Here is a 23014-nt window from a genome sequence, read left to right as displayed (position 1 = left end):
GCTCAGCGCCGCAGCAGCAGATCCGCGACAACCGGGCGGTGGTCCGAGGCAAGCGTCTCGGCCACCGCCGCGTCGCGTACCCGTACGGAATCCTTCGACACCGCCACGTAATCGATCCGCTGTACCGGATCCTGCGCCGGGTACGTCGGCCCACCGGGCTCGATGTCCGTCAGTTCCTCCCACAGCGGGGCGAGTTCGGGAGCGGCCGGTGCCGCGTTGAAGTCGCCGAGCAGGATCTGCCGCACCTTCTGCCGCCCCGGTGCCTCGTCCTCGGCCATGACCCGGCGGGTGTCGGCGACCTGGGCGGTCCGTACGGACGGGTCACCGCGGTAGTCGAGGTGCGTCACATACACATGCACGGGCAGCCCCTTCACCCGCAGGACCACCTCGCCGAAGCCGGGCGCGGGGGCCGGAACCGGGTTCGGGTCCTGGGTGGAGAGCCGGGTGATCTCGTGGTTCTCGGCGCTCACGATCCGGTACCTGGACAGCACCGCGACACCGAACTCACGCCGGGGCGCACCCGGAGTATCGGGGTCGAGGCTGTAGACCGGGGCGAACGAGACCTGCATGTGCAGCCGCTCGGCCAGCTCAGCCGCCAGGTCGCGCCACTCGCTGCGGGTGCCCCAGTGGACATCGACCTCCTGGAGCCCGATCACATCGGCGTCCAGTGAGCGGAGCTCGGCGGTCTGCCGGTCGAGATCGAAGACGTTGTCCATGCCGGCGCCTGCATGGATGTTGTACGTGGCCACACGCAGCGGCACCGCGTGCCCCTGCCCGGCGGCCGATGCCGGGGGCGCGACGGCGGTGCCCAACAGGCCCGCTGCGATGAGTACTTCCACCGTACGACGACGCAGTGACATGCCACTCCAGTCCTTGTCGGATCAGCGGCGAGCACGGTACCGCGCAGAAATGAGTTGTACAGCGTATAGGGAGTGGTTATACGGTGTACGTCTCCTTCTCGTACACCGTATAAGGCACCAGGAGCCCGCATGACGGCGACCGCCGCCGAGCAGAACCGCCTCACACCACCGAGCCACCCGCAGCGCTGGCTGATCCTCGGCGTCATCTGTCTCGCCCAGCTCACCGTGCTGCTCGACAACACCGTCCTCAACGTCGCGATCCCCTCCCTCACCCGGGAACTGGACGCCTCCACCGCCGACGTGCAGTGGATGATCAACGCCTATTCGCTGGTCCAGTCGGGTCTGCTGCTCACGGCCGGCAGCTCCGCCGACCGCTACGGCCGCAAGAAGATGCTGGTCGCGGGGCTCGCCCTGTTCGGCATCGGCTCGCTGGTGGCCGGACTGGCCCAGTCGTCCACGCAGCTGATCGCCGCCCGGGCGGGCATGGGCATCGGCGGTGCGCTGCTGATGACGACGACCCTGGCCGTCGTCGTGCAGATCTTCGACGACTCCGAGCGGGTCAAGGCGATCGGCATCTGGTCGACCGTCAGCTCGCTGGGCTTCGCCATCGGACCACTGATCGGCGGAGTGATGCTCGACCACTTCTGGTGGGGCGCGATCTTCCTGATCAACATCCCCGTCGCGGTCATCGGTCTGGCCGCCGTCGTCCGGCTCGTCCCGGAGTCCAAGAACCCCGGGGGCGAGCGGCCCGACCTGCTCGGCGCGCTGCTCTCCACCATCGGTATGGCATCCGTCGTGTACGCGATCATCTCCGGCCCGGAGCACGGCTGGACATCGGGCCGGGTGTTGCTCACCGCCCTCATCGGGGTCGCCGTCCTCACCGGATTCGTGCTGTGGGAGCTGCACATCCCGTACCCGATGCTGGACATGCACTTCTTCCGCAACCAGAAGTTCATCGGGGCGGTCGCGGGCGCGATCCTGGTCGCGTTCGGGATGGGCGGCTCGCTCTTCCTGCTCACCCAGCAGCTTCAGTTCGTCCTCGGCTACGGGCCGCTGGAAGCCGGTCTGCGTACGGCTCCGATGGCGCTGAGCGTGGTCGCGCTCAACCTCACCGGACTGGGGGCCAGGCTGGTGCCCAAGCTGGGCACGCCCGTCACCATCGCGGCCGGGATGGGCCTGCTGGCCGCGGGTCTCGCCGCGATCGCGCTGCTCGGCGGAGACGGCTACGGCGGCATGCTGCTCGGCCTGGTCGTGATGGGCGCGGGCATCGCGCTCGCCATGCCCGCCATGGCCAACGCGATCATGAGCGCCATTCCGCCGGAGAAGGCAGGCGTGGGCGCCGGGGTCAACGGCACGCTCGCCGAGTTCGGCAACGGTCTGGGGGTCGCCGTCCTCGGCGCGGTGCTCAACTCCCGGTTCGCGGCGCTCGTGCCGGCGGCCGTCGGGGCCGCCTCGCTGCCCGCCGCGCTGGCCTCGGCCACCGACGACGGGGAGCGGGCGCGGATCACGGACGCCTTCGCCTCGGGGCTGGAGACCAGCCAGCTGGTCGGAGCGGTGGCGGTGCTGGCCGGCGGACTGCTGGCCGCGGTGCTTCTGCGGCGCGCGGAGCGGGCAGAATCTGCCCGGGCGGGCTCGGCCGAGGCCGAGGTGGCGGCATAGCATCGAGGCAGGGCGCATCGGACCGTACGGATCCGCTTCCTGCGCACGAGTACGCATCCGGTCCGTCCCGCCGGCAAGACGAGGAGAGTGCGCCATGGTGTCCGCGGCCGACCGTGTGAAGAACCCTGCCAGGACCAGCGTGTGGCTGGACCGGAGGACACCGTCGCGCACCCGTAAATCGGACCAGCCGGCCGGTCTCGACCGGGACAGGATCACTGCGGCTTCTGTCCGGCTGCTGGACGCCGAGGGCCTCGCCAAGTTCTCCATGCGCCGGCTCGCCGCCGAGCTGGACGTCACCGCGATGTCCCTCTACTGGTACGTGGACACCAAGGACGATCTGCTGGAGCTGGCCCTCGACTCGGTCTACAGCGAGATCGCGCCCCCTCGCGAGGACGCGCACTGGCACGACCGGCTGCGCGAACTGGCCATTTCTTACCGGGAATTGCTGGTCCGGCATGGCTGGGTGTCGCCGCTCGCCGGTCACTTCCTCAACATGGGCCCCCACTCGATGCTGTTCTCGCACGCCGTACAGGACGTGGTCCGGGCGACGGGGCTGCCGCTGCACCAGCAGACGGGGGCGCTCTCCGCGGTCTTCCAGTTCGTGTACGGATTCGGCACCATCGAGGCCCACTTCGTGCAGCGTAGCGCGGAGTCGGGGGTCAGCCAGGACGAGTTCTTCCAGCAGGCGTTGGGCGCCGTCCGGAGCCAGCCGCAGCTCAGCCGGATCGTCGAGGCCTCGCAGGACCTGATGGACGCCCGCGGTGGCGACACGGTCGAGGAGATGCGCGACCGGGACTTCACCTTCGCCCTGGACCTGCTGATCGCGGGCATCGAGGCGATGAGGGACCGCTGAGACCTCGTTCGTCCCTCAGTACCCGCGCCGCACATCCACGGCCGTCCCCGGCAGCCGGCCCTGCGCCATCGCCTCCCAGCACGCGGCGAAGTCGGTGACGATGTCCTCGTCCGCCGTGATGCCCGCGGAGTGCGAGGTGATCACCGTACGAGGCAGTTGCCAGCAGCGATCGCCGGGCGCGGCGGGCTCCTCGGGCAGCACGTCGAGCACCGCCCCGCCCACCGCGCCGGAGTGCAGCCCGGCCTCCAGCGCCCGCATGTCCACCGTCGCGCCCCTGCCGACATTGATGAACGTGGCACCGCCCATGCCCGCGAACCGGTCCGCTCCGAAGAACCCGGCCGTGGCAGGGGTCAGTGGCAGCGTGGAGACCACCCACCGCGCCTCGGCGAGCGGCTGTGCGTCGTCGTCCGCCCCGACGACCCGGTCGAAGCCCGCCGGTGCCGTACGTGCCCCGCGTCCCACGCCCACGGTCCGGATGCCGCACCCGCGCAGCAGGGCGGCGACGGCCGAGCCGATGCGGCCGGTCCCGTAGATCACGGCCGTCTCCCCGGAGACGAGTTCGGAGGGGATACGGCGCCACTCGGCCCGTGCGTGCTGGGCGGCGAACTCGGGGACGGACTGGCAGTCGGCGAGCACCCAGGCCAGTACGTACTGCGCGATCCGCTCACCCATGCGGCCCACCGTCCGGGTGAGCAGTACCCCGGGCGGCCACGGTCCGGCGCTCAGCAGGGCGTCCGTACCGGCGTTCACGCTGTGGAACCAGACCAGCGGCCCGCTCCGAAGCGCGTCCGGCAGCGAGGCCCCGACATAGACGAAGGGCTCCTCAGACGCTGCGCTTGAAGAACCCTGTTCCACGGGGCGGCCGGTGATCCGCTCCAGTTCGCGGACGACGGAGGCGCCCAGCGTGGGCGCGGCCAGCAGCCGGGCCCGCGCGAGCAGGCCCGGCGCCGGAACATGTGCATGTATTCGGGAAGGCATCCGGGAAACGTATCCGGCAGACGGCAGTCAGTCGCCGGGCGCCAGGTGGGCGGGGAAGCCGCCGGTTGCGACCGGGCCCCAGCGCTCCGGAGTGATCCGGATGATCGACTTCCCCTGCTTCACCATCGCCGCCCGGTACTCGTTCCAGTCCGGGTGCTCACCCGAGATGTTCCGGAAGTACTCGACGAGCGGCTCGACCGAATCCGGTGAGTCGATCACCTCGGCCGAGCCGTCGATCTGCACCCACGGCCCGTTCCAGTCGTCGGACAGGACGATCACGCTGACCCGCTCGTCCCGCTTCGCGTTGCGGGCCTTGGCCCGTTCGGGGTAGGTCGAGACGACGATCCGTCCTGCGTCGTCGACGCCGCAGGTCAGCGGGGAGCCCTGGGGGCGGCCGTCGGACCGGGTGGTCAGCAGGATCGCCCGGTGCCTGGGCCGTACGAAAGCCAGCAACTCGTCGAGTTCCACGGCGGTGTTCGTCGCGATGTCGGGTGCCATGTCCGCAGACTACGACGGCAGGGACTCACCCTGCACGGCCTGGATGTCGAGATCCACCCGCAGCGTCGTACCGATCGCCGAGATGCCCGCCTGGACCACCTGGTTGTAGTTCATGGCGAAGTCCTCCCGGCGCAGCTCCGCCGTTGCGCTGAACGCCGCACGCACCCCGCCCCACGGGTCCGGGCCCGTCCCGAGGTAGCTCAGGTTCAGGTCGACCGTGCGCACGACGCCGTGCAGCGACAGTTCGCCGTGGACAAGCCAGCGGTCGGGTCCTGCCGGGGTCAGTCCGTTGGAGCGGTACGTGATCTCCGGGAACCGGTCCGAGTCCAGGAAGTCCGGCGAGCGCAGGTGCTTGTCGCGCATGCCGTTGCCGGTGTCGATGCTGGCCGCGCTGATGACGGCGTCGACCCGGGACTGCGCGACGTCCTCCGCGATCTCGATCCGGCCGTCGAACTCGGTGAACCGGCCGTGCACGCTGGAGATCCCCAGGTGCTGCGCGACCGCGGCCACCGAGGAGTGCGCCGGGTCCAGCGACCAGGCGCCCGGCGGCGGCAGCTCCACACCGCCCTGGCGGGCCAGCACCACCGTGCCGGCCTCGACCCGTCCGCTCGCGGTGACGAGGGCGGTGGAGGCGGCGGGGGCGTAACCGACCGCCGTGACGATCACTGTGTACGCGCCGGCCTGCAGGGGAGCGTCGGTCCGCACCGCCCCGTCCTCGTCGGCAGTGGCCCGCAGTACCTGCGCGCCGGTCATGTCGGTGACCGTCACGACGGCGTGCTGGACCGCCCAGCCGTCCCGCGTCCGTACCTGTGCGCGAAGTCCCATCCCGATTTCTCTCCTTGCTCAATGACTCAATGAGTCGGGCCCCGGGGCGGGGACGGCAGGCCGTCCCCTGCCTGCCGTCCCCGCCGCCGGGGCCCATTTCCACCGGCCGGTACAGCGTCTCCGCTCGAAACGCCGACCCGCCAGGGGTCTGTGGTTACTCGCCGGGGTGGGCGAGCTCGATGTCGTGGCCGTCGACCCCGCGACCGGCCACGGTCAGCGCGCCGGCCACCGGCGGGTAGCCGGTCGCGATGACCGAGTACTCGCCCGCGTCCAGGTCGGCGAAGGCGTACGCCCCGTCGTCCCCGGTCGTCGAGGTGGCGACCACATTGCCCGCCGCGTCGACCAGCGTGACCCGGGCGTCCGGCAGCGGCCGCCGGCCGGAACCGGCCCGCACGACGCCCTGCACCAGCGCACCGGACTGCAGTGCGGCCTCGATCCGGGTGACGCCCTGGCCGCCGATCTCCACCGGCAGCGCCAGCGGACGGAACCCTGCGGCGTTCACCGCGACGGTCACCGAACCGGGGACCAGCTCACCGAAGGTGAACTCGCCCGTCTCACCGGACCTGCCGGTGGCCAGCACATCGCCGCGCACATCGGTCACGATGACCATGGCGCCCTCGACCGGCGAAGCGGTCTCGGCGGTCCGCACGATCCCGGCCAGGCCGCTCGTACCGGACAGCAGGATGTCGTACGAGAGCGGCTCGTCACCGACGACCACGGTGGACGCCTGCGGCTGGAAGCCGTCGGCGGACGCGATCAGGACGTAGCTGCCGGAGCCCGGCGCGTCCAGACCGTAGCTGCCGTCGGCCTGGGCGACGGAGCGCCCCAGCTGTCGGCCGGCCAGCGAGATCAGCGTGACGGCGGCCCGTGCGACGGGTGCGCCCTCGGCGCCGCGCACCACACCGTGCACGGCCGTGCCCTGCAGGGTGGCGACCGGGGCTTCCAGGGTGTCGACCGAGGAGACCGGGGCGGCCTGGGCCGTTGCCCGGGAGACCGGCGCGGCAGCGGTGGCCGGAGCCTCGACCGCCTCCGCGACGGGGACCTCGGCCGTGGCCGGGGCGTCATTTACGGCGTTCGACTTCAGAGCGACCTCCTTGATGAAGATCGTGATCAGGAAGGCGATCAGCGCGGCCGGGGCGGCGTACAGGAAGACATCGCCGACAGCGTGCCCGTAGGCGCTCTCCATGACCGTACGGAACGGCGCGGGCAGCTTGTCCAGGTCGGGGATGCCCCCACCGCCGGTCCCGCCGTGGCCCATGGCCGCGCCCTTGGGACCGAGCTCCGCGAGGCCGTCCTGGACGTAGTGGGTGACGCGGTTCGCCATGACGGCGCCCAGCGCCGAGACGCCGATCGCACCACCGAGGGAACGGAAGAAGGTGACGACGGAGCTGGCCGAGCCGAGGTCGGCCGGAGCGACCTGGTTCTGCGTGGCGAGCACCAGGTTCTGCATCATCATGCCGATGCCGAGACCCATCACGGCCATGAAGACCGCGATGTGCCAGTACTCCGTGTCGTACCGGATCGTGCCCAGCAGACCGAGCCCGGCGGTGACCAGGAAGCCACCGGTGACCAGCCAGGCCTTCCAGCGGCCGGTCCTGGTGATGATCTGGCCGGAGACCGTCGAGGAGACGAACAGACCCGCGATCATCGGGATCGTCATGACACCGGACATCGTCGGCGACTTGCCGCGCGCCAGCTGGAAGTACTGGCTGAAGAAGACAGTGCCCGCGAACATCGCGATACCGACGAACAGCGAAGCCAGCGAGGCCAGCGTGATGGTGCGGTTACGGAAGAGGCGCAGCGGGATGATCGGCTCGCTGGCCTTGGACTCGACGGCCACGAAGAGCGCGGTGAGTGCAGCGGATCCGATCAGCATCGCGGCGGTCTGCCAGGAGAGCCAGTCGTACTTGTCGCCCGCGAAGGTCACCCAGAGGAGCAGCAGCGAAACGGCGGCGCTGATGAAGAACGCACCCCACCAGTCGACCTTGACCTCACGCTTCACGACCGGGAGCTTCAGCGTCTTCTGCAGCACGACCAGCGCGATGATGGCGAACGGCACACCGACGTAGAAGCACCAGCGCCAGCCCATCCAGCTGGTGTCGGTGATGACACCGCCGAGCAGCGGACCACCGACGGTGGCGACGGCGAACACCGCACCGATGTATCCGCTGTAGCGGCCGCGCTCACGCGGGGCGATCATCGCCGCCATCACGATCTGCGCGAGGGCGGAGAGACCGCCGACGCCGATGCCCTGTACGACACGGCAGGCGATCAGCATGCCGCTGCTGGTCGACATACCGGCGACGACCGAGCCCGCGACGTAGATGACGAGGGCTATCTGGACCAGCAGCTTCTTGCTGAACAGGTCGGAGAGCTTGCCCCACAGGGGGGTGGTGGCGGTCATCGCCAGCAGCGAGGCCGTGACGACCCAGGTGTAGGCGCTCTGGCCGCCGCCGAGGTCGGAGATGATCTCCGGAAGGGCGTTGGAGACGACCGTCGACGACAGGATCGCGACAAACATGCCGAGCATCAGCCCGGCCAGTGCTTCCATGATCTGCCGGTGTGTCATCGGCGCGCCGGACGAGGCATCGGATGATCCCCCGTGCTTGGCGTGGCCGCCCCGCACACCGGTTGGTGTGGTCGTAGCCATTGAGTTCCTTGTCTTTGCTTCTGTTACACAGGTGTACGGGTGTGCGAGTCGTTGTCGCTGTCGGCATGCCGGGAGCAGTCGTCGATGTGCCTTCCGGGGGCGCACCCTCCGGGGCCGCGACAGGCAAAACTGTCGCGCAGCCTGGCCAACAGCGTGTTGAGCTGTCCGACGTCGTCGTCGGACCAGTCCGAGAGGTTGTGGATGAACATTTCGGTGGTCCGGCGGTTCAGATCGCTGAGCACGTCGTGTCCGGCGGGGGTCAGCCGCAGGATGCGGGACCGCTTGTCCGCCGGGTCCGAGGACCGTTCGATCCAGCCGCGCTCTGCCACATGGGCGACATGACGGCTGGTCACCGACATGTCGACGGCCATCAGCTCGGCCAGTCTGCTGATCCGCATTTCGCCGTGTTCACGGAGAAGTGCCAGTACGGCCGCCGAGCCGCCAGGGCATTCGGGGGGCAGCATGCGGGCGAGACCCCGCTTGACGGCCCCGATGGCGCTGAGCTGCCGGGCCAGTTCCTCATACTGACTTCGTACGGCCACGGGCCCCCCAGGCATCTCACCGGTTCATCTTGTTGCTTAGGGCAACCATATAAGTGTTGGTTGCTGCAGGCAAACGAAATGAGGCTTGCATAAGTAAAGGAAAGCAAAAGGCTGCGTAGAGCTCGGGTCAAACGCCCGGCCTGTGCGGGGCGGTCGGGGTGGGTGTGTCTCGTGCCACACCGGAGGAGTGGACGGTGCCCCGAAACGGCAGTAGGCCCCGAGCGTTACTAGGGGCCCGGCCGTTGCCCCGTAGGGGCATAAGGTGCTGCCGGACCGCTAGGGTCCTGACCCATGGCACACAACCGTCCCTTGGCGCCCGGCGCGAGGTGCTGTGCGTCTGGCGGGCCATCCCGAACGGTCTTGGATGACCCGGTTCTCCGCTTTCGCACCCCGGTGGCGGCACGCGTCACGCGCGTGATCCAGTCCGTGGCGGGCAGAGTCCCTGGTGCGAGAGGGGTCGAGCGTTGGCCGCAGGACCCTCCTCCGCGTGACGACGCTACAGTTCCACAGGCTTCATATCGCAGTATCCGACGAGCACTTCACCTGATCGAGTGGGAATGCATTCATGCGTAATCAGCCGCCGGTAAATGGCAACCCCCAGGGTCCCGAGGGCAATTACGACCCCGCGGGCAGCACCCAGATGTTCCGCGCCTTCGTCGACGAGGGTGAGCCGCAGCGTCGGCAGCAGCCGGCTGCCTCGTCCGGACCGAAGACCGGGGTGATCGTCGCCGTCGTCGCGGTGATCGTCGTCCTCGCAGCGGTCGCCTGGCTCGCGCTCGGCTGACCGCCGCACCGGTTCTTCCGTACCTCCTGTCCCCACCCGTCACTTCAATACGGCGGTGACGTCCCGGGTCTCGACATGCATACCCAGGGGCACCCGCCAGGCGTCCACACAGACGGTGTACGTCTTCGTCCGCGCCGCTCCCGCGTCGATCGGCGCGGGCAGTGGCTCGGTCGACTCGATGGTCGCCCAGTCGATGCCCAGCCCGCCGATGATGTGTGTGGCGAAGGTGACGGTCCCCGAGCGCGCCGGTGATCCTCCGGTGTTGCGGAACTCCACAGTCACCTTCTCGCACCAGCGCTCGTCCGCTGCCGCCCGCTCGGGGGCACCCACCACCAGCACGGCAGGCCCCGCGGGCGCGGTGGAGCCGGGAGCCGAAGGGGTTGCGGGGCCCGTGGAGCCGCCTCCGGGGCCGTCGGAGTCACCGGAGCCGGTCGTACCGGCTGTGCCGCCGCCCACACTGCCGGTGCCGCTGCCCGCACCGCCTGCGCCGGGTCCGGTTGTGCCGCGCGGCCGGTCGGGCCCGCCACTCGCGGTGCTCGTACCCCCGGAGCCGTCGCCCGCGGCGGAGGCGGCCGGCGAAGGCCCGCCGCCGTCGGCCCGGTCTCCGCCACTCCCACCGCCCTTGCCGCCCCTGTCCAGCGGCACCAGCGTCACCTTTCCCGACGGCGCCACCGCTCCCGACGGCGCTTTCTCGGGGCCCGCGCCTGCCGCGCCGACCGCCACGTAGCCGTCGTCCGCCGTCCCACCGCCGCAGGCGGCCAGCGCGCCGCCCAGACACAGCACGGCCGCCGAGGCGGCGATCACGGTGCCCCGGCGGCCGGTCGAGTCGCGTATCTGACGTCGCATCGCGCCAGTGTGGCTGACGGTCCGTCAAATCGGAACCCTCGTGCCACGGTGCGGCGGTCCACGGCGGTCAGTCGGCGATGAGCCCTTCCCTGAGCTGGGCGAGCGTACGGGTCAGCAGGCGTGAGACGTGCATCTGCGAGATGCCGACCTCCTCGCCGATCTGGGACTGCGTCATGTTGGCGAAGAACCGCAGCATGATGATCTGGCGTTCGCGCGGCGGGAGCTTGGCCAGCAGCGGCTTGAGCGATTCGCGGTACTCGACGCCCTCCAGTGCCGAGTCCTCGTATCCGAGCCGGTCCGCGAGGGAGCCCTCGCCGCCGTCGTCCTCGGGCGAGGGCGAGTCCAGCGAGGAGGCGGTGTACGCGTTGCCGACGGCCAGTCCGTCGACCACGTCCTCCTCGGAGACGCCGAGCGCCTTGGCCAGCTCGGGCACGGTCGGCGAGCGGTCGAGCTTCTGGGCGAGCTCGTCGCTGGTCTTGGTCAGCGCGAGCCGCAGCTCCTGGAGGCGGCGCGGGACGCGCACCGACCACGAGGTGTCGCGGAAGAAGCGCTTGATCTCCCCTACGACGGTCGGCATCGCGAACGTCGGGAACTCCACGCCCCGATCGCAGTCGAACCGGTCGATCGCCTTGATCAGGCCGATCGTGCCGACCTGGATGATGTCCTCCATCGGCTCGTTGCGGCTCCGGAACCGCGCCGCGGCGTAACGCACCAGCGGGAGGTTGAGCTCGATGAGTGTGTCCCGTACGTAGGCACGCTCCGGGCTGTCCGTTCCATCGGGGCCCGGCGCGGGCCCCAGCGCGGCGAGCCGCAGGAACAGGGAGCGGGACAGAGTGCGGGTGTCGATGGCTTCCGACGAGCTGGTGAGCACAGCGGGTGCGGGTGCGCTCTTCGTGAGCGTGAGCACCTTCGAGCTGCCCTGTTCTGCGGACATGCCACCCCCTTGAGGTCGCGGACGGTCGCGTTGAGCCGCGACCATCGGAGGAACGCAGCCTCCACCTGAATACCGGCGGCGGGGCCACGGCAAACGCGGTTCCCGCAGAATGTCACATGTCGGCAACACGCTGTAGTGACATGTCGACAAGTCTTTGTGGCATCTGCGCAGTTAACGGGGGGGGTGCGGCATTTCGGCCACCCGAACCGGACTTCGAGCGCTCTACCCGTTCCGGTTACGCCTCGATCCTGTTTGCGGATCGAAGTCGGGCGAAACTACGGGCCAGCAGCCTTGACACATGCATCTGCGACACACCCAGTTCGGCGCTGATCTGCGACTGCGTCAGATTGCTGTAGTAGCGCAGCATCAGGATGCGCTGCTCGCGCTCGGGCAGCTGTACGAGCAGATGCCGCACCAGGTCGCGGTGCTCGACCCCGGCGAGGGCCGGGTCCTCGTAGCCGAGCCGGTCCAGCAGGCCGGGCAGTCCGTCGCCCTCCTGTGCGGCTTCCAGCGAGGTCGCGTGGTAGGAGCGGCCGGCCTCGATGCAGGCCAGCACCTCGTCCTCGGAGATCCTCAGCCGCTCGGCGATCTCCGCGGTGGTGGGGGAGCGGCCGTGAGCGGTCGTCAGATCCTCGGTGGCGCCGGTGACCTGGACCCAGAGCTCATGCAGCCGGCGCGGGACGTGGACGGTCCGTACGTTGTCGCGGAAGTACCGCTTGATCTCACCGACGACGGTCGGCATCGCGAAGGTCGGGAACTGGACACCGCGTTCGGGGTCGAACCGGTCGATGGCATTGATCAGCCCGATCGTGCCGACCTGGACGACGTCCTCCATCGGCTCGTTGCGGCTCCGGAAGCGCGCCGCGGCGTACCGCACCAGGGGGAGGTTCGCCTCGATCAGCGCCGCCCGTACGCGGCCGTGCTCCGGGGTCCCCGGCTCCAGGTTCTTGAGCTGCCCGAAGAGGACCTGGGTGAGCGCCCTGGTGTCGGCGCCCTTGGTCCTGGCGGGCGGTGTCGTGCTGTCGGGCGTCTCGGTCTGGACGGTCTCGACGGTCTGGGCGGTCTGGACGGTCTGGGCGGTCTGGACGGTCTGGACGGTCTGGGGAGGCACTTGAGGCGCTGCACTGGCCGGCACGGTGACGCCACCCCTTTGCGGTCAACTTCGGTCAACTCATCCGTCAAAAGCGGTCATAGCATCACAAGACATGTCCACTGTGTGCAAGCACCGTATAGCGTCGTGTTGGGGTCAACTTGGTTTAAACGCCAAGAAAAGCCCCTCGCCGTGGTGGCGAGGGGCTCAGCGGGACCGGTTGGATCAGGCGGACCGGGCGAATCAGAACGGATAGTCGGCGATCACCCAGGTGGCGAACGCGCGCCACTGCCCGGCAGCGGCCTGATGGGCGGGGTGCTCGATGTAACGCTTCAGGGCATCCTCGTCGGCGACCGCGGAGTTGATGGCGAAGTCGTACGCGATCGGCCGGTCGGTGACGTTCCAGGCGCACTCCCAGAACTCCAGCTCGGGGATCTGCCCCGCCAGCTCCTGGAAGGCCTTCGCCCCGGCGACGACCCGCGGTTCGTCCCGCTCGACGCCGTCGTTCAGCTTGAACAGGACCAGATGGCGGATCATGGGGTACTCCTACTTCACGAGCTCGGACATGAAGTCGCCGACGCCCTGTGCGGCACTCGAAACGCCCTCGAAACCTATCTGGACAAGATCCGCCGCCCGGGCCGGGGACGTGATGATCGTGTACAGCACGAAGGCGACTATCACGTAGAGAGCTATCTTCTTCGCTTGCACCATCAGCCCCTGCCTCGCCTTCGATCCCCTGTGCAGTCGGGCGATTCTATCCGCACGAATGGCCGTATCCCTCTGATGTTTCCGACCACTCACATGGCCTTTAAGGACCAAGGGCCCGGCGATCGGGGCCCTTTGCCTGCTCGTAAGGCTTCTGCGAGGCCGCAGGATGGACGGTGAGCCCAGCGGATCCGGCAGGAATCCGCAGGGCGAGGAACGGGACCTCACTGTGGGGTTCTCGCCGCGAGCTTCCCCCTGACTGCGGCGAGGGCTTGAGGGCCCGTTCTCATCGGGGGGAGCGGCTTGTCCCCCCGATGCCGCTTCCCCCGGCCAACACTTCGCGGGCTGTGGTCCCGGGTGCGACGACCGACGCGCCCGGGACCACAGTCGTGTCCGTATCCGCGAGTGCAGGTGCGGAAAACCCGAAGGGCCCGACGCGATGCGCCGGGCCCTTCACAAGAGCGGTAGCGGAGGGATTTGAACCCTCGGTGAGTTTCCCCACACTCGCTTTCGAGGCGAGCTCCTTCGGCCGCTCGGACACGCTACCGAGAGAGAGCTTAGACCATTCCGGCCGTCCGCCGAAATCCGATTCGCCGCAGCAGGCCGCGGACGAGCGGAAGCCTGGTCAGAGGCCGCGGAAGAACGCCGTCAGCTGATCGGCGCAGACGTCCTCCAGTACGCCGTGGATCACCTCGGGGCGGTGGTTGAGCCGGCGGTCGCGCACGACGTCCCAGAGCGAGCCCGCCGCACCTGCCTTCTCGTCCCGCGCCCCGTAGACCACCCGGTCCACGCGGGACTGCACAAGCGCGCCCGCGCACATCGTGCAGGGCTCCAGGGTGACCACCAGGGTGCATCCGGACAGCCGCCATTGACCGAGCGCCGCTGCGGCCCGGCGGACAGCGAGGATCTCGGCGTGCGCGGTCGGGTCACCGGTCGCCTCGCGTTCGTTGTGTCCCGTGGCGAGCAGGGAACCGTCCGGGCCGAGCACGACGGCGCCGACCGGCACATCGCCGGCCCGCGCCGCCAGGTCGGCCTCGGCCAGGGCGCGGCGCATGTGCGCCCGCCACGGGTCTCTCACGGGATCGTTCGGGTCTCTTACGGGTTCGTGCGGTTCCGGCGGTCCTTGCGGGTGCGGTGGTTCGCTCACCCGCGGACCCTAACGGACGGTCTCCAGGACCTCGGCCGCACCCAGCGCGTCCGCGATCTCCACCAGTGCGTCCGTGCGCAGCGTCAGCAGCTCCGCCTCGGGGAGCCCGAGGTCGGCCAGGATCCCGGTGTCACCGAGTGGGCCTGCCGGTACTGCGTCGGCATCGATTTCGTCGTCGTCGTTGTCGTTGTCATCGTCGTTGTCGGGGGTGATGTCCGGCTCGCCGTCCTCCGTACCGTCGAGGCCGACGAGCTCTTCGAGGGCGGCAATCGTGTCCTCGGCCCCGGGTTCGCGGCCGAGCAGTTCATCGGTGAGCAGGATCTCCCCGTACGAGGAACGGGCGGCGGCGGTGGCGTCCGAGATGAAGATCCGGGGGTCCTCCTCACCGTCCACCCGGACGACGCCGAACCAGGCGTCCTCCTGCTCGATGAAGACGAGCACAGTGTCCTCGTCCACCGAGGCCTCACGGGCCAGATCCGTCAGGTCGGACAGGGTCTCCACATCGTCGAGTTCTGTGTCGCTCGCTTCCCACCCGTCTTCGGTGCGCGCGAGCAGTGCGGCGAAGTACACCGTGACTCTCCCACTGGTCATAGGGGTGTCGGTCCGGCGGGAGGGCAGCCGGTGGCCCGGCTGTCCTGCGTCCCGCCCATCGGAATCGTGGCAGAAACATAGGCCTTGCGAGAGGAGTTCGGCCGTTGCGTCGGCCATCAGTTCTCCTGGACACCGCCACCAGGGGGACACCGGGCCGCCGTCCGACCTACCAGCGGAAGGTCCGCATCCGCATGGCCTGGCGCATCCGGGCCGCCCTGGCCCGGCGCGGCTGGACCCGGTCGCGGAGCGCCTTCGCCTCATGAAGCTCGCGCAGGAACTGGGCGCGCCGCTTGCGGCGCGCCGCGTCGGCCTCCTGCGCGTCCTGCCGGCCCTCTGCGCCCTGCGGGGCCGGCGTGTCCCGGCCGGCCCCGCTTCCGCTGTTCCCCGTCAGGCATCGGCTCATCACCCCAAGGCTGGGTCCGTATGCCCCCACCTTCCCTCCGAACGTGCGGTTGATGCCAGCGCACGGGTGCGGGAGGCCCGGTTACTGTTGAGCCCATGCGGATCCACGTCGTCGACCACCCACTGGTCGCGCACAAACTCACCACCCTGCGCGACAGGCGCACCGACTCCCCGACCTTCCGGCGGCTCGCCGACGAGCTGGTCACCCTGCTCGCCTACGAGGCCACCCGGGATGTGCGCACCGAACAGGTCGACATCGAGACCCCGGTCACACCGACGACCGGGGTGAAGCTGTCGCACCCGCGCCCCCTGGTCGTACCGATCCTGAGGGCCGGTCTCGGCATGCTCGACGGCATGGTGCGGCTGCTGCCGACCGCCGAGGTGGGCTTCCTGGGCATGATCCGCGACGAGGAGACGCTGCAGGCGTCCACGTACGCGACGCGGATGCCGGAGGACCTCTCGGGTCGCCAGGTGTACGTCCTGGACCCGATGCTGGCCACCGGCGGCACGCTGGTCGCGGCCATTCAGGAACTGATCAAGCGCGGTGCGGACGATGTCACCGCGGTCGTGCTGCTCGCGGCGCCCGAGGGCGTCGAGGTGATGGAACGCGAGCTGGCGGGTACGCCGGTGACCGTGGTCACCGCCTCGGTCGACGAGCGGCTCAACGAGAACGGCTACATCGTCCCGGGTCTCGGTGACGCGGGCGACCGGATGTACGGCACGGTCGGCTAGAACCCCGAGTGGGATGTGCTGGGCTGCCGGGGTCGACCCGGCAGCCGTCAGCAGGACGGTGCGGAGGCCGACTTCGCCAGGGCGGCGAGGGCCGCGGCGGCCGACTGGGGCGTGCTGAACGCCTTGAACGTCGTACCGAGAATCAGATCGACGTCCGCCGTCTTGCGCGCGTCGGTCTTCGCCACGGCCCCCTGCAGCTGTGTACCGAGGACCGGGAACGAGCCGTTCGTGGCCGACGGGGCGCCCAGCAGCACTCCCGGACCTGCGACCTTCTTGTCGTACGCGGCCGGGGCGTTCCCCACCTTGCCGATGGTGAAGCCGCGCTTCTTCAGCTCGTCGGCGGCCTTCTTGGCGAGCCCGCTGCGCGGTGTCGCGTTGTAGACGTTGACGGTGATCTTCGCGGGTTTCGGCAGCGCCTTGGCGGGCGCGGACGGCTTGGCCGACGCGCAGTTGGTCGAGTGGTCGGCGGCGCCGGCCTTCCTGTTGCTGCCCGTGAAGACATCGATGAGCTGCAGCGTGCCCCATCCGGCCAGCCCGAGGGCAACCACGGAAGCGGTGGCAGCGAGGATCAGTTTGCCGCGACGCCGGGGGCGGCGCATGCGCGGGTACTTGTCGCCCGTGATGCGGTACTTTCCGCCCATGCCGGGGGGAGTGAGCATGCTCATGGGCGCAGCGTAGTGCGACCCGGTGATGATGCCTACTAAATGATCAATGGATCGCACCCGTCCGGGTGCGAATGCACCCGAACGAACCCGGAGCGGCCCGCAGGGCTTGCGGGTCCGTGGAGGGAACCCGCCGGGCTCCGTCAGCCGAGTTCGAGTACCCGGGCGTGCAGTACCTGGCGCTGCTGGAGCGCGGCGCGGACCGCGCGGTGCAGTCCGTCCTCCAGATAGAGGTCGCCCTGCCACTTCACGACGTGCGCGAACAGGTCGCCGTAGAACGTCGAGTCCTCGGCGAGGAGGGTCTCCAGGTCCAGATTGCCCTTGGTGGTCACCAGCTGATCGAGGCGGACCGGGCGCGGCGCGACGTCCGCCCACTGCCGGGTGCTTTCCCGGCCGTGGTCGGGATAAGGCCGCCCATTTCCGATGCGCTTGAAGATCACACGGAAAGCCTACCGGGCAAGAGCCTCCGGGCGCAGCCATGGGGCGGGACTGCGATTCTGGAAAGAACGCCATAAAAGCGGGCATTCCGGAATAGGGGCCGTGATGAGTGACTGCGACAGCGCGGGCGGAGACCCGGCTTCGGGCACTGGCGGAGGTTCGGACACCGATGCGCCGGACACGGGCGTGGCGTCGGGCGGAGGTGCCGGGGTTCTGCCGCAGCCGGCGCAGGAGATCGCTGCCGGGTACGCCGCCTCCGGGGCCGCCCTCGATCTGGGCGCATTGCTCTGGGACGGTGTGTGCCTGCCCGATGCGCAGATCCGGATTCCGCTGGCGATGCTCAACCGGCACGGACTCGTCGCGGGCGCCACCGGCACCGGCAAGACCAAGACGCTCCAACTGATCGCCGAACAGCTCTCGGCCAACGGTGTTCCGGTTTTCCTCGCAGACATCAAGGGGGATGTCTCGGGCATTGCCGCTCCCGGCGCGCCGGGCGACAAGGTCACCGAGCGGGCCGGGCAGGCCGGACAGGAGTGGGAGGCCAAGAGCTTCCCGTGCGAGTTCTACGCGCTCGGCGGCATCGGGCCCGGCATTCCGCTGCGAGCGACGGTCACCAGCTTCGGCCCCGTACTCCTGTCCAAGGTGCTGCAACTCAACCAGACACAGGAGCAGTCGCTCGGCCTGATCTTCCACTACGCCGATGCCAAGGGCCTGGAGCTGGTCGATCTCAAGGATCTGCGGGCCGTCGTCGCGTTTCTCGTCTCGGACACGGGCAGGGCCGAACTCAAGGAGATCGGCGGGCTCTCCACGGCGACGGCCGGAGTGATCCTGCGGTCGGTCACCGCCTTCGAGCAGCAGGGCGCGAGCGGCTTCTTCGGCGAACCGGAGTTCGACACGGCCGAGTTCCTGCGGCAGGCGCCGGACGGGCGCGGGCTGGTCTCCGTACTGGAACTGGCGGCCGTGCAGGACAAGCCCCAGCTCTTCTCGACGTTCCTGATGTGGTTGCTCGCCGATCTCTTCCACGATCTGCCGGAGGTCGGCGACCTCGACCGGCCGAAGCTCGTCTTCTTCTTCGACGAGGCGCATCTGCTCTTCAAGGGGGCCTCGAAGGCATTCCTGGAGTCGATCACCCAGACGGTGCGGCTGATCCGCTCCAAGGGCGTGGGCATCTTCTTCGTCACGCAGACGCCGCGTGACGTGCCCGGCGATGTGCTGGCCCAACTGGGCAACCGGGTGCAGCATGCGCTGCGCGCCTTCACTCCCGACGATGCGAAGGCGCTGCGGTCGACGGTGAAGACGTTTCCGAACTCGCCCTACGACCTGGAGGAGTTGCTGACCCGGCTGGGCATCGGCGAGGCCGTGATCACGGTGCTGAGCGAGAAGGGCGCGCCGACTCCGGTCGCCGCGACCCGGCTGCGGGCGCCGCAGTCGCTGATGGGGCCGTATCCCGCCGCCGAGCTGGACGCGGCGGTGAAGGGGTCGTCGCTGTACGGGCGTTACGCGCAGGCGGTGGACCGGGAATCGGCGTACGAGAAGCTGAGCGCCGACCAGGAGGCGAAGCAGCGGGCCGAGGCGGAGGCTGCGGACAGGGCGGCGGTGGAGGAGGCACTGAGAGGCGGGGAACGGGCCGGGGGCAGGGCGTCCTCGGGCGGGGCCGGGAAGACGCCCGAGGAGGATGCCTCGCTGTTCGAGCAGGCGGTGGCGAGCGGGATGTTCCGGTCGTTGGCACGGTCTGTCGGGACGCAGCTGGGGCGGGAGATCTCACGGTCGCTCTTCGGTACGGCCCGCCGCAGGAGGTAGTTCTCGGCGGCGGGCGGCGCTGTTGTCCGTCGGCTACTTGTCGGATGCGTGTTTGGCCGCCCTGGCCGCCTGTTTGGCCTGCTGCTTGAACGCACGGACCTCGGCGAGTGAATCCGGGCCGGTGATGTCGGCGACCGACCGGCGCGAACCCGCCTCGCCGTACGGCCCGGCCGCCTCCCGCCAGCCCGCCGGCCGGACCCCGAACTGCTTGCCCAGCAGCGCCAGGAAGATCTGCGCCTTCTGGGTGCCGAACCCCGGCAGGGCGTTCAGCCGTTTCCGCAGCTCGGCCCCGCTGGAGACATCGCTCCACACCGCGCTCGCGTCGCCGTCGTACTCCGCCACCAGGTACTGGCACAGCTGCTGGACCCGCTTGGCCATGGAGCCCGGATAGCGGTGCAGGGCCGGTTTGGCGGTGAAGAGTCCGGCGAAGGCCTCCGGGTCGTAAGCGGCGATCTCATGAGCGTCCAGGTCGTCTCCGCCCATCCGCCCGGCCAGGGTGTACGGGCCGGAGAAAGCCCATTCCATCGGCACCTGCTGGTCCAGCAGCATGCCGACCAGAGCGGCGAGCGGGCTGCGCGCGAGGAGCTCGTCCGCCTCCGGCTGCTGGGCGATCCGCAGGGTGATGTTCTGGTCCTTGTTGCTCTTGGTCATGCCTTCGATCATCTCGACGGCGGCGCGGCCCTGCCACCCCACTGCCCGCCGATGCAGCCGGCGGTCCGTACGAGACAGGCGTGCGGGCTCTCGATCCGGTCCGCATCCGTCGCCGCGTTCGAACGGTCCGGATGCCCGAAGGGGCAGCGTCGGCTGCCCCTGACCGGCGAGGTCCGGGCTGGACGAGGAAGTGACACGTCGTGAAGGTGGAGTGGTGGGGCCATCACGACGCGCCTTCGACCGGGGCACGGTCAGGGGAGATGACGATGCACGCACAGGAATGGGACCAGGAACACGACCACGAGCGGGATCACGGGCACGGGCAGGAGCACGACGAAGCCCTGCACGCGTCCAGGGCGACCGAGGGCCGGGAGGGGGCGGACACCCCGCATCTCTACCGTGCGGCGGCGGCCGCCGGGCGGGCCGATGTGGTCGGGGCCGGCGGCATGAGCGTGCTCCAACGGGCGGTCGGCAACAGGGCCGTGGGGTCGATGCTCCAGCGACGGGAGGAGGAAGAGCGCTCCCCCGTGCACGACGTGGTCTCGTCCGGCGGCGGGCAGCCCCTGGACACCGATACCCGCACCGATCTGGAGGGGCGGATGGGTGCGGACTTCTCCGACGTACGCATCCACACCGGTTCCGCCGCGCACGAGTCGGCGAAGGGCGTGGGCGCCCATGCGTACACGGTCGGCAACAACGTGGTCTTCCAGCGGGACGCGTACGATCCCTCCTCGCCGCAGGGCCGCACCACGCTGGCCCATGAGCTCACCCATGTGATCCAGCAGCGCAACGGCCCGGTGGAGGGTACGGAGGCGCCGGGCGGTATCCGGGTGAGCGATCCGTCCGACCGGTTCGAGCGGGAGGCCGTCGCGAACGCCGACCGGGTGCTGTCGGACCCGGACCCGGCCCCGGCGCCGGCTTCGGCGGCTGCGACAGGGGTGGCCGGTCATGACTCGTCCCCCGTCGCGACGCCTGCTGTGCAAAGGGCGGCGACGGAGGACGAGGACGAGCAACCTGCCGATGTGCAGGGCTCCTTCGTCCAACGGGCGGAGGAAGGGGCCGAGGAGGAGGAAGAGGCTCCGCCCGCTTGAGGGGCCCGCGGACCGGCCGGCCCGATCCGCGGTGTCAGCCCGCGGTGTCAGTCCGCGGTGTCAGTCCGCGGTGTCAGTCCGCGGTGTCCGTCCGCATCGTGCCGCCGAGGAACAACGATTCCGCACACCGCGAAGGCGTCGGCGCGTTCACCGGTTTGCCCACCTTCCGGCAGTCGACGGTCATCGTGACCTTGCCGCCCGCGGGCACCAGGATCGGCGTGACGAAGTGGTAGTCGGAGTCCCGGAAGTTCTCCAGTGCCAGCCGGAGCACGGGCGCGTCCCGGCCGGAGGAGACCACGAGCGTTCCCGCATCGCCCTGCGGGTTCTGGACCACGATGTCCGTCAGCTGGAATGTGTGCCCGCTGGGCACCTGAAGGGCCGTCGAGGTGTTCGACCCGCCGCCCACCGAGTCCCTGACCTGCACCTGCGCACTGGTCGGGGCCGCGGCGGCCGCGGTGGCCGCGCCGTCGGATGCGCCGGGGCTCGGTGAGGGGCTGGGCTTCGGTGAGCCCCCGTTCGCACCGGAGGAGTCGCCTCCGCCCGATCCCGTTCCGGCCGTCGAGCCGTTGTCCGGGGCCTTGCTCTTGCCGGCCGCGACGGCGGACCGGACCGCGTCCGGCGTGATCGCCTCCCGGGCCGCCGACTTGACGGCCGGCCGCAGCAGCGCGTACCAGAGCCCCACCAGCGCGATCAGCAGGACAGCCGCAGTGATGAGCGCCCTGGGAAGCCAGCGCGGCAGGATCGGCTCCTGCTGGTACGAGCCGTCCAGGACCACCGGTGCGACCGGGTCCTGACCCTCCGCCACAACCGGCGTGGCGACCACCTGGAAGGGGTGTGTGACCGGCGTACCGCGCCACACGCGCTTGGCCGGACGGATCCGCAGCTTCCCGAATTCTGCCCGGCCGGGTGCGATCTGCAGGGTGTCCGCCGCGAACGTGACCCGGGCCCGCTCCGTACCGGACCGGGCCCCCAGCCGTACGGCCGTCGGGGTGTTTCCCCGGTTGTCGACGGCGAGTTGGTGCCTGCCGCGCCAGGCGCCGTGCGAGCTGCGCGGTACCAGCTCGGCGGTCGTCTCGGTGAAGGGGAGTACGGTCACCCGCCCTTCGGGCACCACCGTGTCACCCTGCTCGCTGGTGGGCACCACCCGGATCCCGAAGGTCGTCTCCCCCGCGAGCACGGTCGAGTCGCGGGGCGGACGCAGTACGAGGGAGACCGTCTGCGAGTCGCCCGGATACAGGGACAGGGCCGCCGGCTCCACCGTCGACCAGGCGGCACACGCACCGACCACCTCGAAGCGGTATTCCTCGACGGTGCTGCCGGAGTTGAGGATCCGCAGAGGGAGAGCCGTCTCCTCGCCCGGTGCGGCAGTGACGGACGAATCGTCGAGGCTTGCCGTGAGACTCATAGGGCGCACCGTAGGGTCGGCGCCGAACGCCGACATCGGCCGTGAAGGAACACTTCCGGGCAGATTCTGTGCCCGGATCGGCTTTTCTGTTTCCCTGTAGGTATACGCGGGAATCTTTTGACCGCCTCAAGACGAATGAGGCATACGAAACAGCCGTGATGGTTGTGTTCGCTGTGATGCCATCGGCTGTTGCCCAGGGGGAGCATTGCCATGGAGCGCATCACTGTCGCATTACGGGCCCAGGATCCGATCTCGCAGGCGGGCGTGGCCAGTCAGTTACGAGCCCGCCCCGAGGTCAGCGTGACGGAGTGGGGAGAGGGAGACGCCTCACCTCGGATCGTGGTCGTCGTCGTGGACGCAGTCGACGAGGAGGTGCTGACGATGCTGCGCCACATTCAACGCACCAGCACCTCGCGCACCGTCCTCGTCACCACGGACATCGACGAGCAGAAGCTGGTGAGCGCCGCGGAGTGCGGCGTCGCCGGTGTGGTCAGGCGCTCCGAGTCGACCCCGGAGCATCTGGTGCAGGTCATCGGGACGGTGGCGCGGGGCGAGGGGCATCTGCCCTCCGACCTGCTGGGAAGGCTGCTCGAGGAGGTGGGTCGCCTCCAGGGACAGGTGCTCGGTCCGCGCGGCCTGCACTTCACCGGTCTCGCGGCGCGCGAGGTGGATGTGCTGCGCCTGGTCGCGGAGGGGTACGACACCGCGGACATCGCGACGAAGCTGGCCTATTCCGAGCGCACGATCAAGAACGTGCTGCACTCGGTGATGACCAGGCTGCAGCTGCGGAACCGGTCGCATGCGGTGGCGTACGCGATGCGGCAGGGGCTGATCTGAGCCGTCCTGTACGGACGTGAGCCGTCCTGTACGG

At 69.7% G+C, this 23014-nt stretch carries 25 protein-coding genes and 1 tRNA gene; 7 read left to right on the top strand and 19 right to left on the bottom strand.

The genetic code is table 11. The features are described from left to right. Positions 1-2: 2 nt before the first annotated feature. Positions 3-860: an endonuclease/exonuclease/phosphatase family protein gene (locus tag NRF20_RS22475; protein ID WP_398628474.1), complete on the bottom strand. Its 858-nt coding sequence runs from the start codon at positions 858-860 to the stop codon at positions 3-5. A gap of 129 nt (positions 861-989) precedes the next feature. Here NRF20_RS22475 and NRF20_RS22470 point away from each other — a divergent pair, with 129 nt between their 5' ends. Further along, complete coding sequence (locus NRF20_RS22470) at positions 990-2519, top strand: MFS transporter (protein WP_413753182.1); 1530 nt, start codon at positions 990-992, stop codon at positions 2517-2519. Between the two features lie 94 nt (positions 2520-2613). Then, positions 2614-3372, top strand: a complete 759-nt coding sequence (locus NRF20_RS22465) for a TetR/AcrR family transcriptional regulator (protein ID WP_413753181.1) — start codon at positions 2614-2616, stop codon at positions 3370-3372. A 15-nt stretch (positions 3373-3387) separates the two neighbouring features. On the opposite strand, the gene NRF20_RS22460 is transcribed toward NRF20_RS22465, so the two are convergent. The 5 genes from NRF20_RS22460 to NRF20_RS22440 form a co-directional block, all read right to left on the bottom strand. Beyond that, positions 3388-4350, bottom strand: coding sequence for an NAD(P)-dependent oxidoreductase (locus NRF20_RS22460; RefSeq protein WP_413753180.1), 963 nt, complete (start codon positions 4348-4350; stop codon positions 3388-3390). 27 nt (positions 4351-4377) lie between these two features. Beyond that, positions 4378-4848: a PPOX class F420-dependent oxidoreductase gene (locus NRF20_RS22455; protein WP_398628478.1), complete on the bottom strand. Its 471-nt coding sequence runs from the start codon at positions 4846-4848 to the stop codon at positions 4378-4380. 9 nt (positions 4849-4857) lie between these two features. Continuing rightward, the gene (locus tag NRF20_RS22450) at positions 4858-5673 is read right to left on the bottom strand and encodes a YceI family protein (RefSeq protein WP_413753179.1); all 816 of its coding nucleotides are present in this window, start codon (positions 5671-5673) and stop codon (positions 4858-4860) included. Between the two features lie 154 nt (positions 5674-5827). After that, positions 5828-8323: an MFS transporter gene (locus NRF20_RS22445; RefSeq protein ID WP_413753178.1), complete on the bottom strand. Its 2496-nt coding sequence runs from the start codon at positions 8321-8323 to the stop codon at positions 5828-5830. Positions 8324-8346: 23 nt separating this feature from the next. After that, a complete protein-coding gene (locus NRF20_RS22440) occupies positions 8347-8865 on the bottom strand; it encodes a MarR family winged helix-turn-helix transcriptional regulator (RefSeq protein ID WP_398628481.1) in 519 nt (172 codons plus the stop codon). A 565-nt stretch (positions 8866-9430) separates the two neighbouring features. On the opposite strand from NRF20_RS22440, the gene NRF20_RS22435 reads away from it, so the two are divergent. Then, entirely contained in the window at positions 9431-9649 is a 219-nt protein-coding gene (locus NRF20_RS22435; protein WP_398628482.1) for a hypothetical protein, read from the top strand. A 39-nt stretch (positions 9650-9688) separates the two neighbouring features. Here NRF20_RS22435 and NRF20_RS22430 read toward each other — a convergent pair whose 3' ends face one another. The 9 genes from NRF20_RS22430 to NRF20_RS22390 all read right to left on the bottom strand — a co-directional run bounded on the left by NRF20_RS22430 (position 9689) and on the right by NRF20_RS22390 (position 15365). Further along, a complete protein-coding gene (locus NRF20_RS22430) occupies positions 9689-10495 on the bottom strand; it encodes a hypothetical protein (protein WP_398628483.1) in 807 nt (268 codons plus the stop codon). 67 nt (positions 10496-10562) lie between these two features. Next, a complete protein-coding gene (locus NRF20_RS22425; protein ID WP_398628484.1) occupies positions 10563-11429 on the bottom strand; it encodes an RNA polymerase sigma factor SigF in 867 nt (288 codons plus the stop codon). A 235-nt stretch (positions 11430-11664) separates the two neighbouring features. Beyond that, entirely contained in the window at positions 11665-12564 is a 900-nt protein-coding gene (locus tag NRF20_RS22420; protein ID WP_413753177.1) for an RNA polymerase sigma factor SigF, read from the bottom strand. A gap of 198 nt (positions 12565-12762) precedes the next feature. Then, positions 12763-13056 carry a Dabb family protein gene (locus tag NRF20_RS22415; protein WP_398628486.1) on the bottom strand — a complete coding sequence of 98 codons (294 nt, stop codon included), beginning with the start codon at positions 13054-13056 and terminating at the stop codon, positions 12763-12765. A gap of 9 nt (positions 13057-13065) precedes the next feature. After that, a complete protein-coding gene (locus NRF20_RS22410; RefSeq protein WP_413753176.1) occupies positions 13066-13230 on the bottom strand; it encodes a hypothetical protein in 165 nt (54 codons plus the stop codon). Positions 13231-13686: 456 nt separating this feature from the next. Then, positions 13687-13771: transfer RNA gene (locus NRF20_RS22405), tRNA-Ser, on the bottom strand. A 78-nt stretch (positions 13772-13849) separates the two neighbouring features. Next, positions 13850-14371: a tRNA adenosine(34) deaminase TadA gene (gene tadA / locus NRF20_RS22400; protein WP_413753175.1), complete on the bottom strand. Its 522-nt coding sequence runs from the start codon at positions 14369-14371 to the stop codon at positions 13850-13852. 9 nt (positions 14372-14380) lie between these two features. Further along, positions 14381-14941, bottom strand: a complete 561-nt coding sequence (locus NRF20_RS22395) for a hypothetical protein (RefSeq protein ID WP_413754591.1) — start codon at positions 14939-14941, stop codon at positions 14381-14383. 187 nt (positions 14942-15128) lie between these two features. Further along, entirely contained in the window at positions 15129-15365 is a 237-nt protein-coding gene (locus tag NRF20_RS22390; protein WP_413753174.1) for a hypothetical protein, read from the bottom strand. Positions 15366-15460: 95 nt separating this feature from the next. On the opposite strand from NRF20_RS22390, the gene upp reads away from it, so the two are divergent. Continuing rightward, positions 15461-16096: a uracil phosphoribosyltransferase gene (gene upp, locus NRF20_RS22385; RefSeq protein WP_266747425.1), complete on the top strand. Its 636-nt coding sequence runs from the start codon at positions 15461-15463 to the stop codon at positions 16094-16096. Between the two features lie 47 nt (positions 16097-16143). Here upp and NRF20_RS22380 read toward each other — a convergent pair whose 3' ends face one another. Together NRF20_RS22380 and NRF20_RS22375 are read right to left on the bottom strand one after the other, a co-directional pair. Further along, positions 16144-16737: a LytR C-terminal domain-containing protein gene (locus NRF20_RS22380; RefSeq protein ID WP_398628616.1), complete on the bottom strand. Its 594-nt coding sequence runs from the start codon at positions 16735-16737 to the stop codon at positions 16144-16146. A gap of 164 nt (positions 16738-16901) precedes the next feature. Next, the gene (locus NRF20_RS22375) at positions 16902-17198 is read right to left on the bottom strand and encodes a type II toxin-antitoxin system VapB family antitoxin (protein WP_072488263.1); all 297 of its coding nucleotides are present in this window, start codon (positions 17196-17198) and stop codon (positions 16902-16904) included. A 103-nt stretch (positions 17199-17301) separates the two neighbouring features. Between NRF20_RS22375 and NRF20_RS22370 the strand changes: the two genes are divergently transcribed. After that, positions 17302-18996 carry a helicase HerA-like domain-containing protein gene (locus NRF20_RS22370; protein ID WP_398628487.1) on the top strand — a complete coding sequence of 565 codons (1695 nt, stop codon included), beginning with the start codon at positions 17302-17304 and terminating at the stop codon, positions 18994-18996. Between the two features lie 33 nt (positions 18997-19029). Here NRF20_RS22370 and NRF20_RS22365 read toward each other — a convergent pair whose 3' ends face one another. Then, positions 19030-19647 carry an HhH-GPD-type base excision DNA repair protein gene (locus tag NRF20_RS22365; protein ID WP_413753173.1) on the bottom strand — a complete coding sequence of 206 codons (618 nt, stop codon included), beginning with the start codon at positions 19645-19647 and terminating at the stop codon, positions 19030-19032. Between the two features lie 266 nt (positions 19648-19913). Here NRF20_RS22365 and NRF20_RS22360 point away from each other — a divergent pair, with 266 nt between their 5' ends. Beyond that, the gene (locus NRF20_RS22360) at positions 19914-20738 is read left to right on the top strand and encodes a DUF4157 domain-containing protein (protein WP_413753172.1); all 825 of its coding nucleotides are present in this window, start codon (positions 19914-19916) and stop codon (positions 20736-20738) included. A 73-nt stretch (positions 20739-20811) separates the two neighbouring features. Here NRF20_RS22360 and NRF20_RS22355 read toward each other — a convergent pair whose 3' ends face one another. Further along, complete coding sequence (locus NRF20_RS22355; protein ID WP_398628490.1) at positions 20812-22143, bottom strand: hypothetical protein; 1332 nt, start codon at positions 22141-22143, stop codon at positions 20812-20814. 210 nt (positions 22144-22353) lie between these two features. Here NRF20_RS22355 and NRF20_RS22350 point away from each other — a divergent pair, with 210 nt between their 5' ends. Further along, positions 22354-22980: a helix-turn-helix transcriptional regulator gene (locus tag NRF20_RS22350; RefSeq protein ID WP_266359634.1), complete on the top strand. Its 627-nt coding sequence runs from the start codon at positions 22354-22356 to the stop codon at positions 22978-22980. The last annotated feature ends 34 nt before the right edge of the window (positions 22981-23014 follow it).

Source organism: Streptomyces sp. R-74717 (assembly GCF_047305335.1).
Classification (GTDB): Bacteria; Actinomycetota; Actinomycetes; order Streptomycetales; family Streptomycetaceae; genus Streptomyces; species Streptomyces atratus.
The sequence above is the reverse complement of the archived record's forward strand: the minus strand, read 5'-3'. Positions and strand labels throughout refer to the sequence as shown.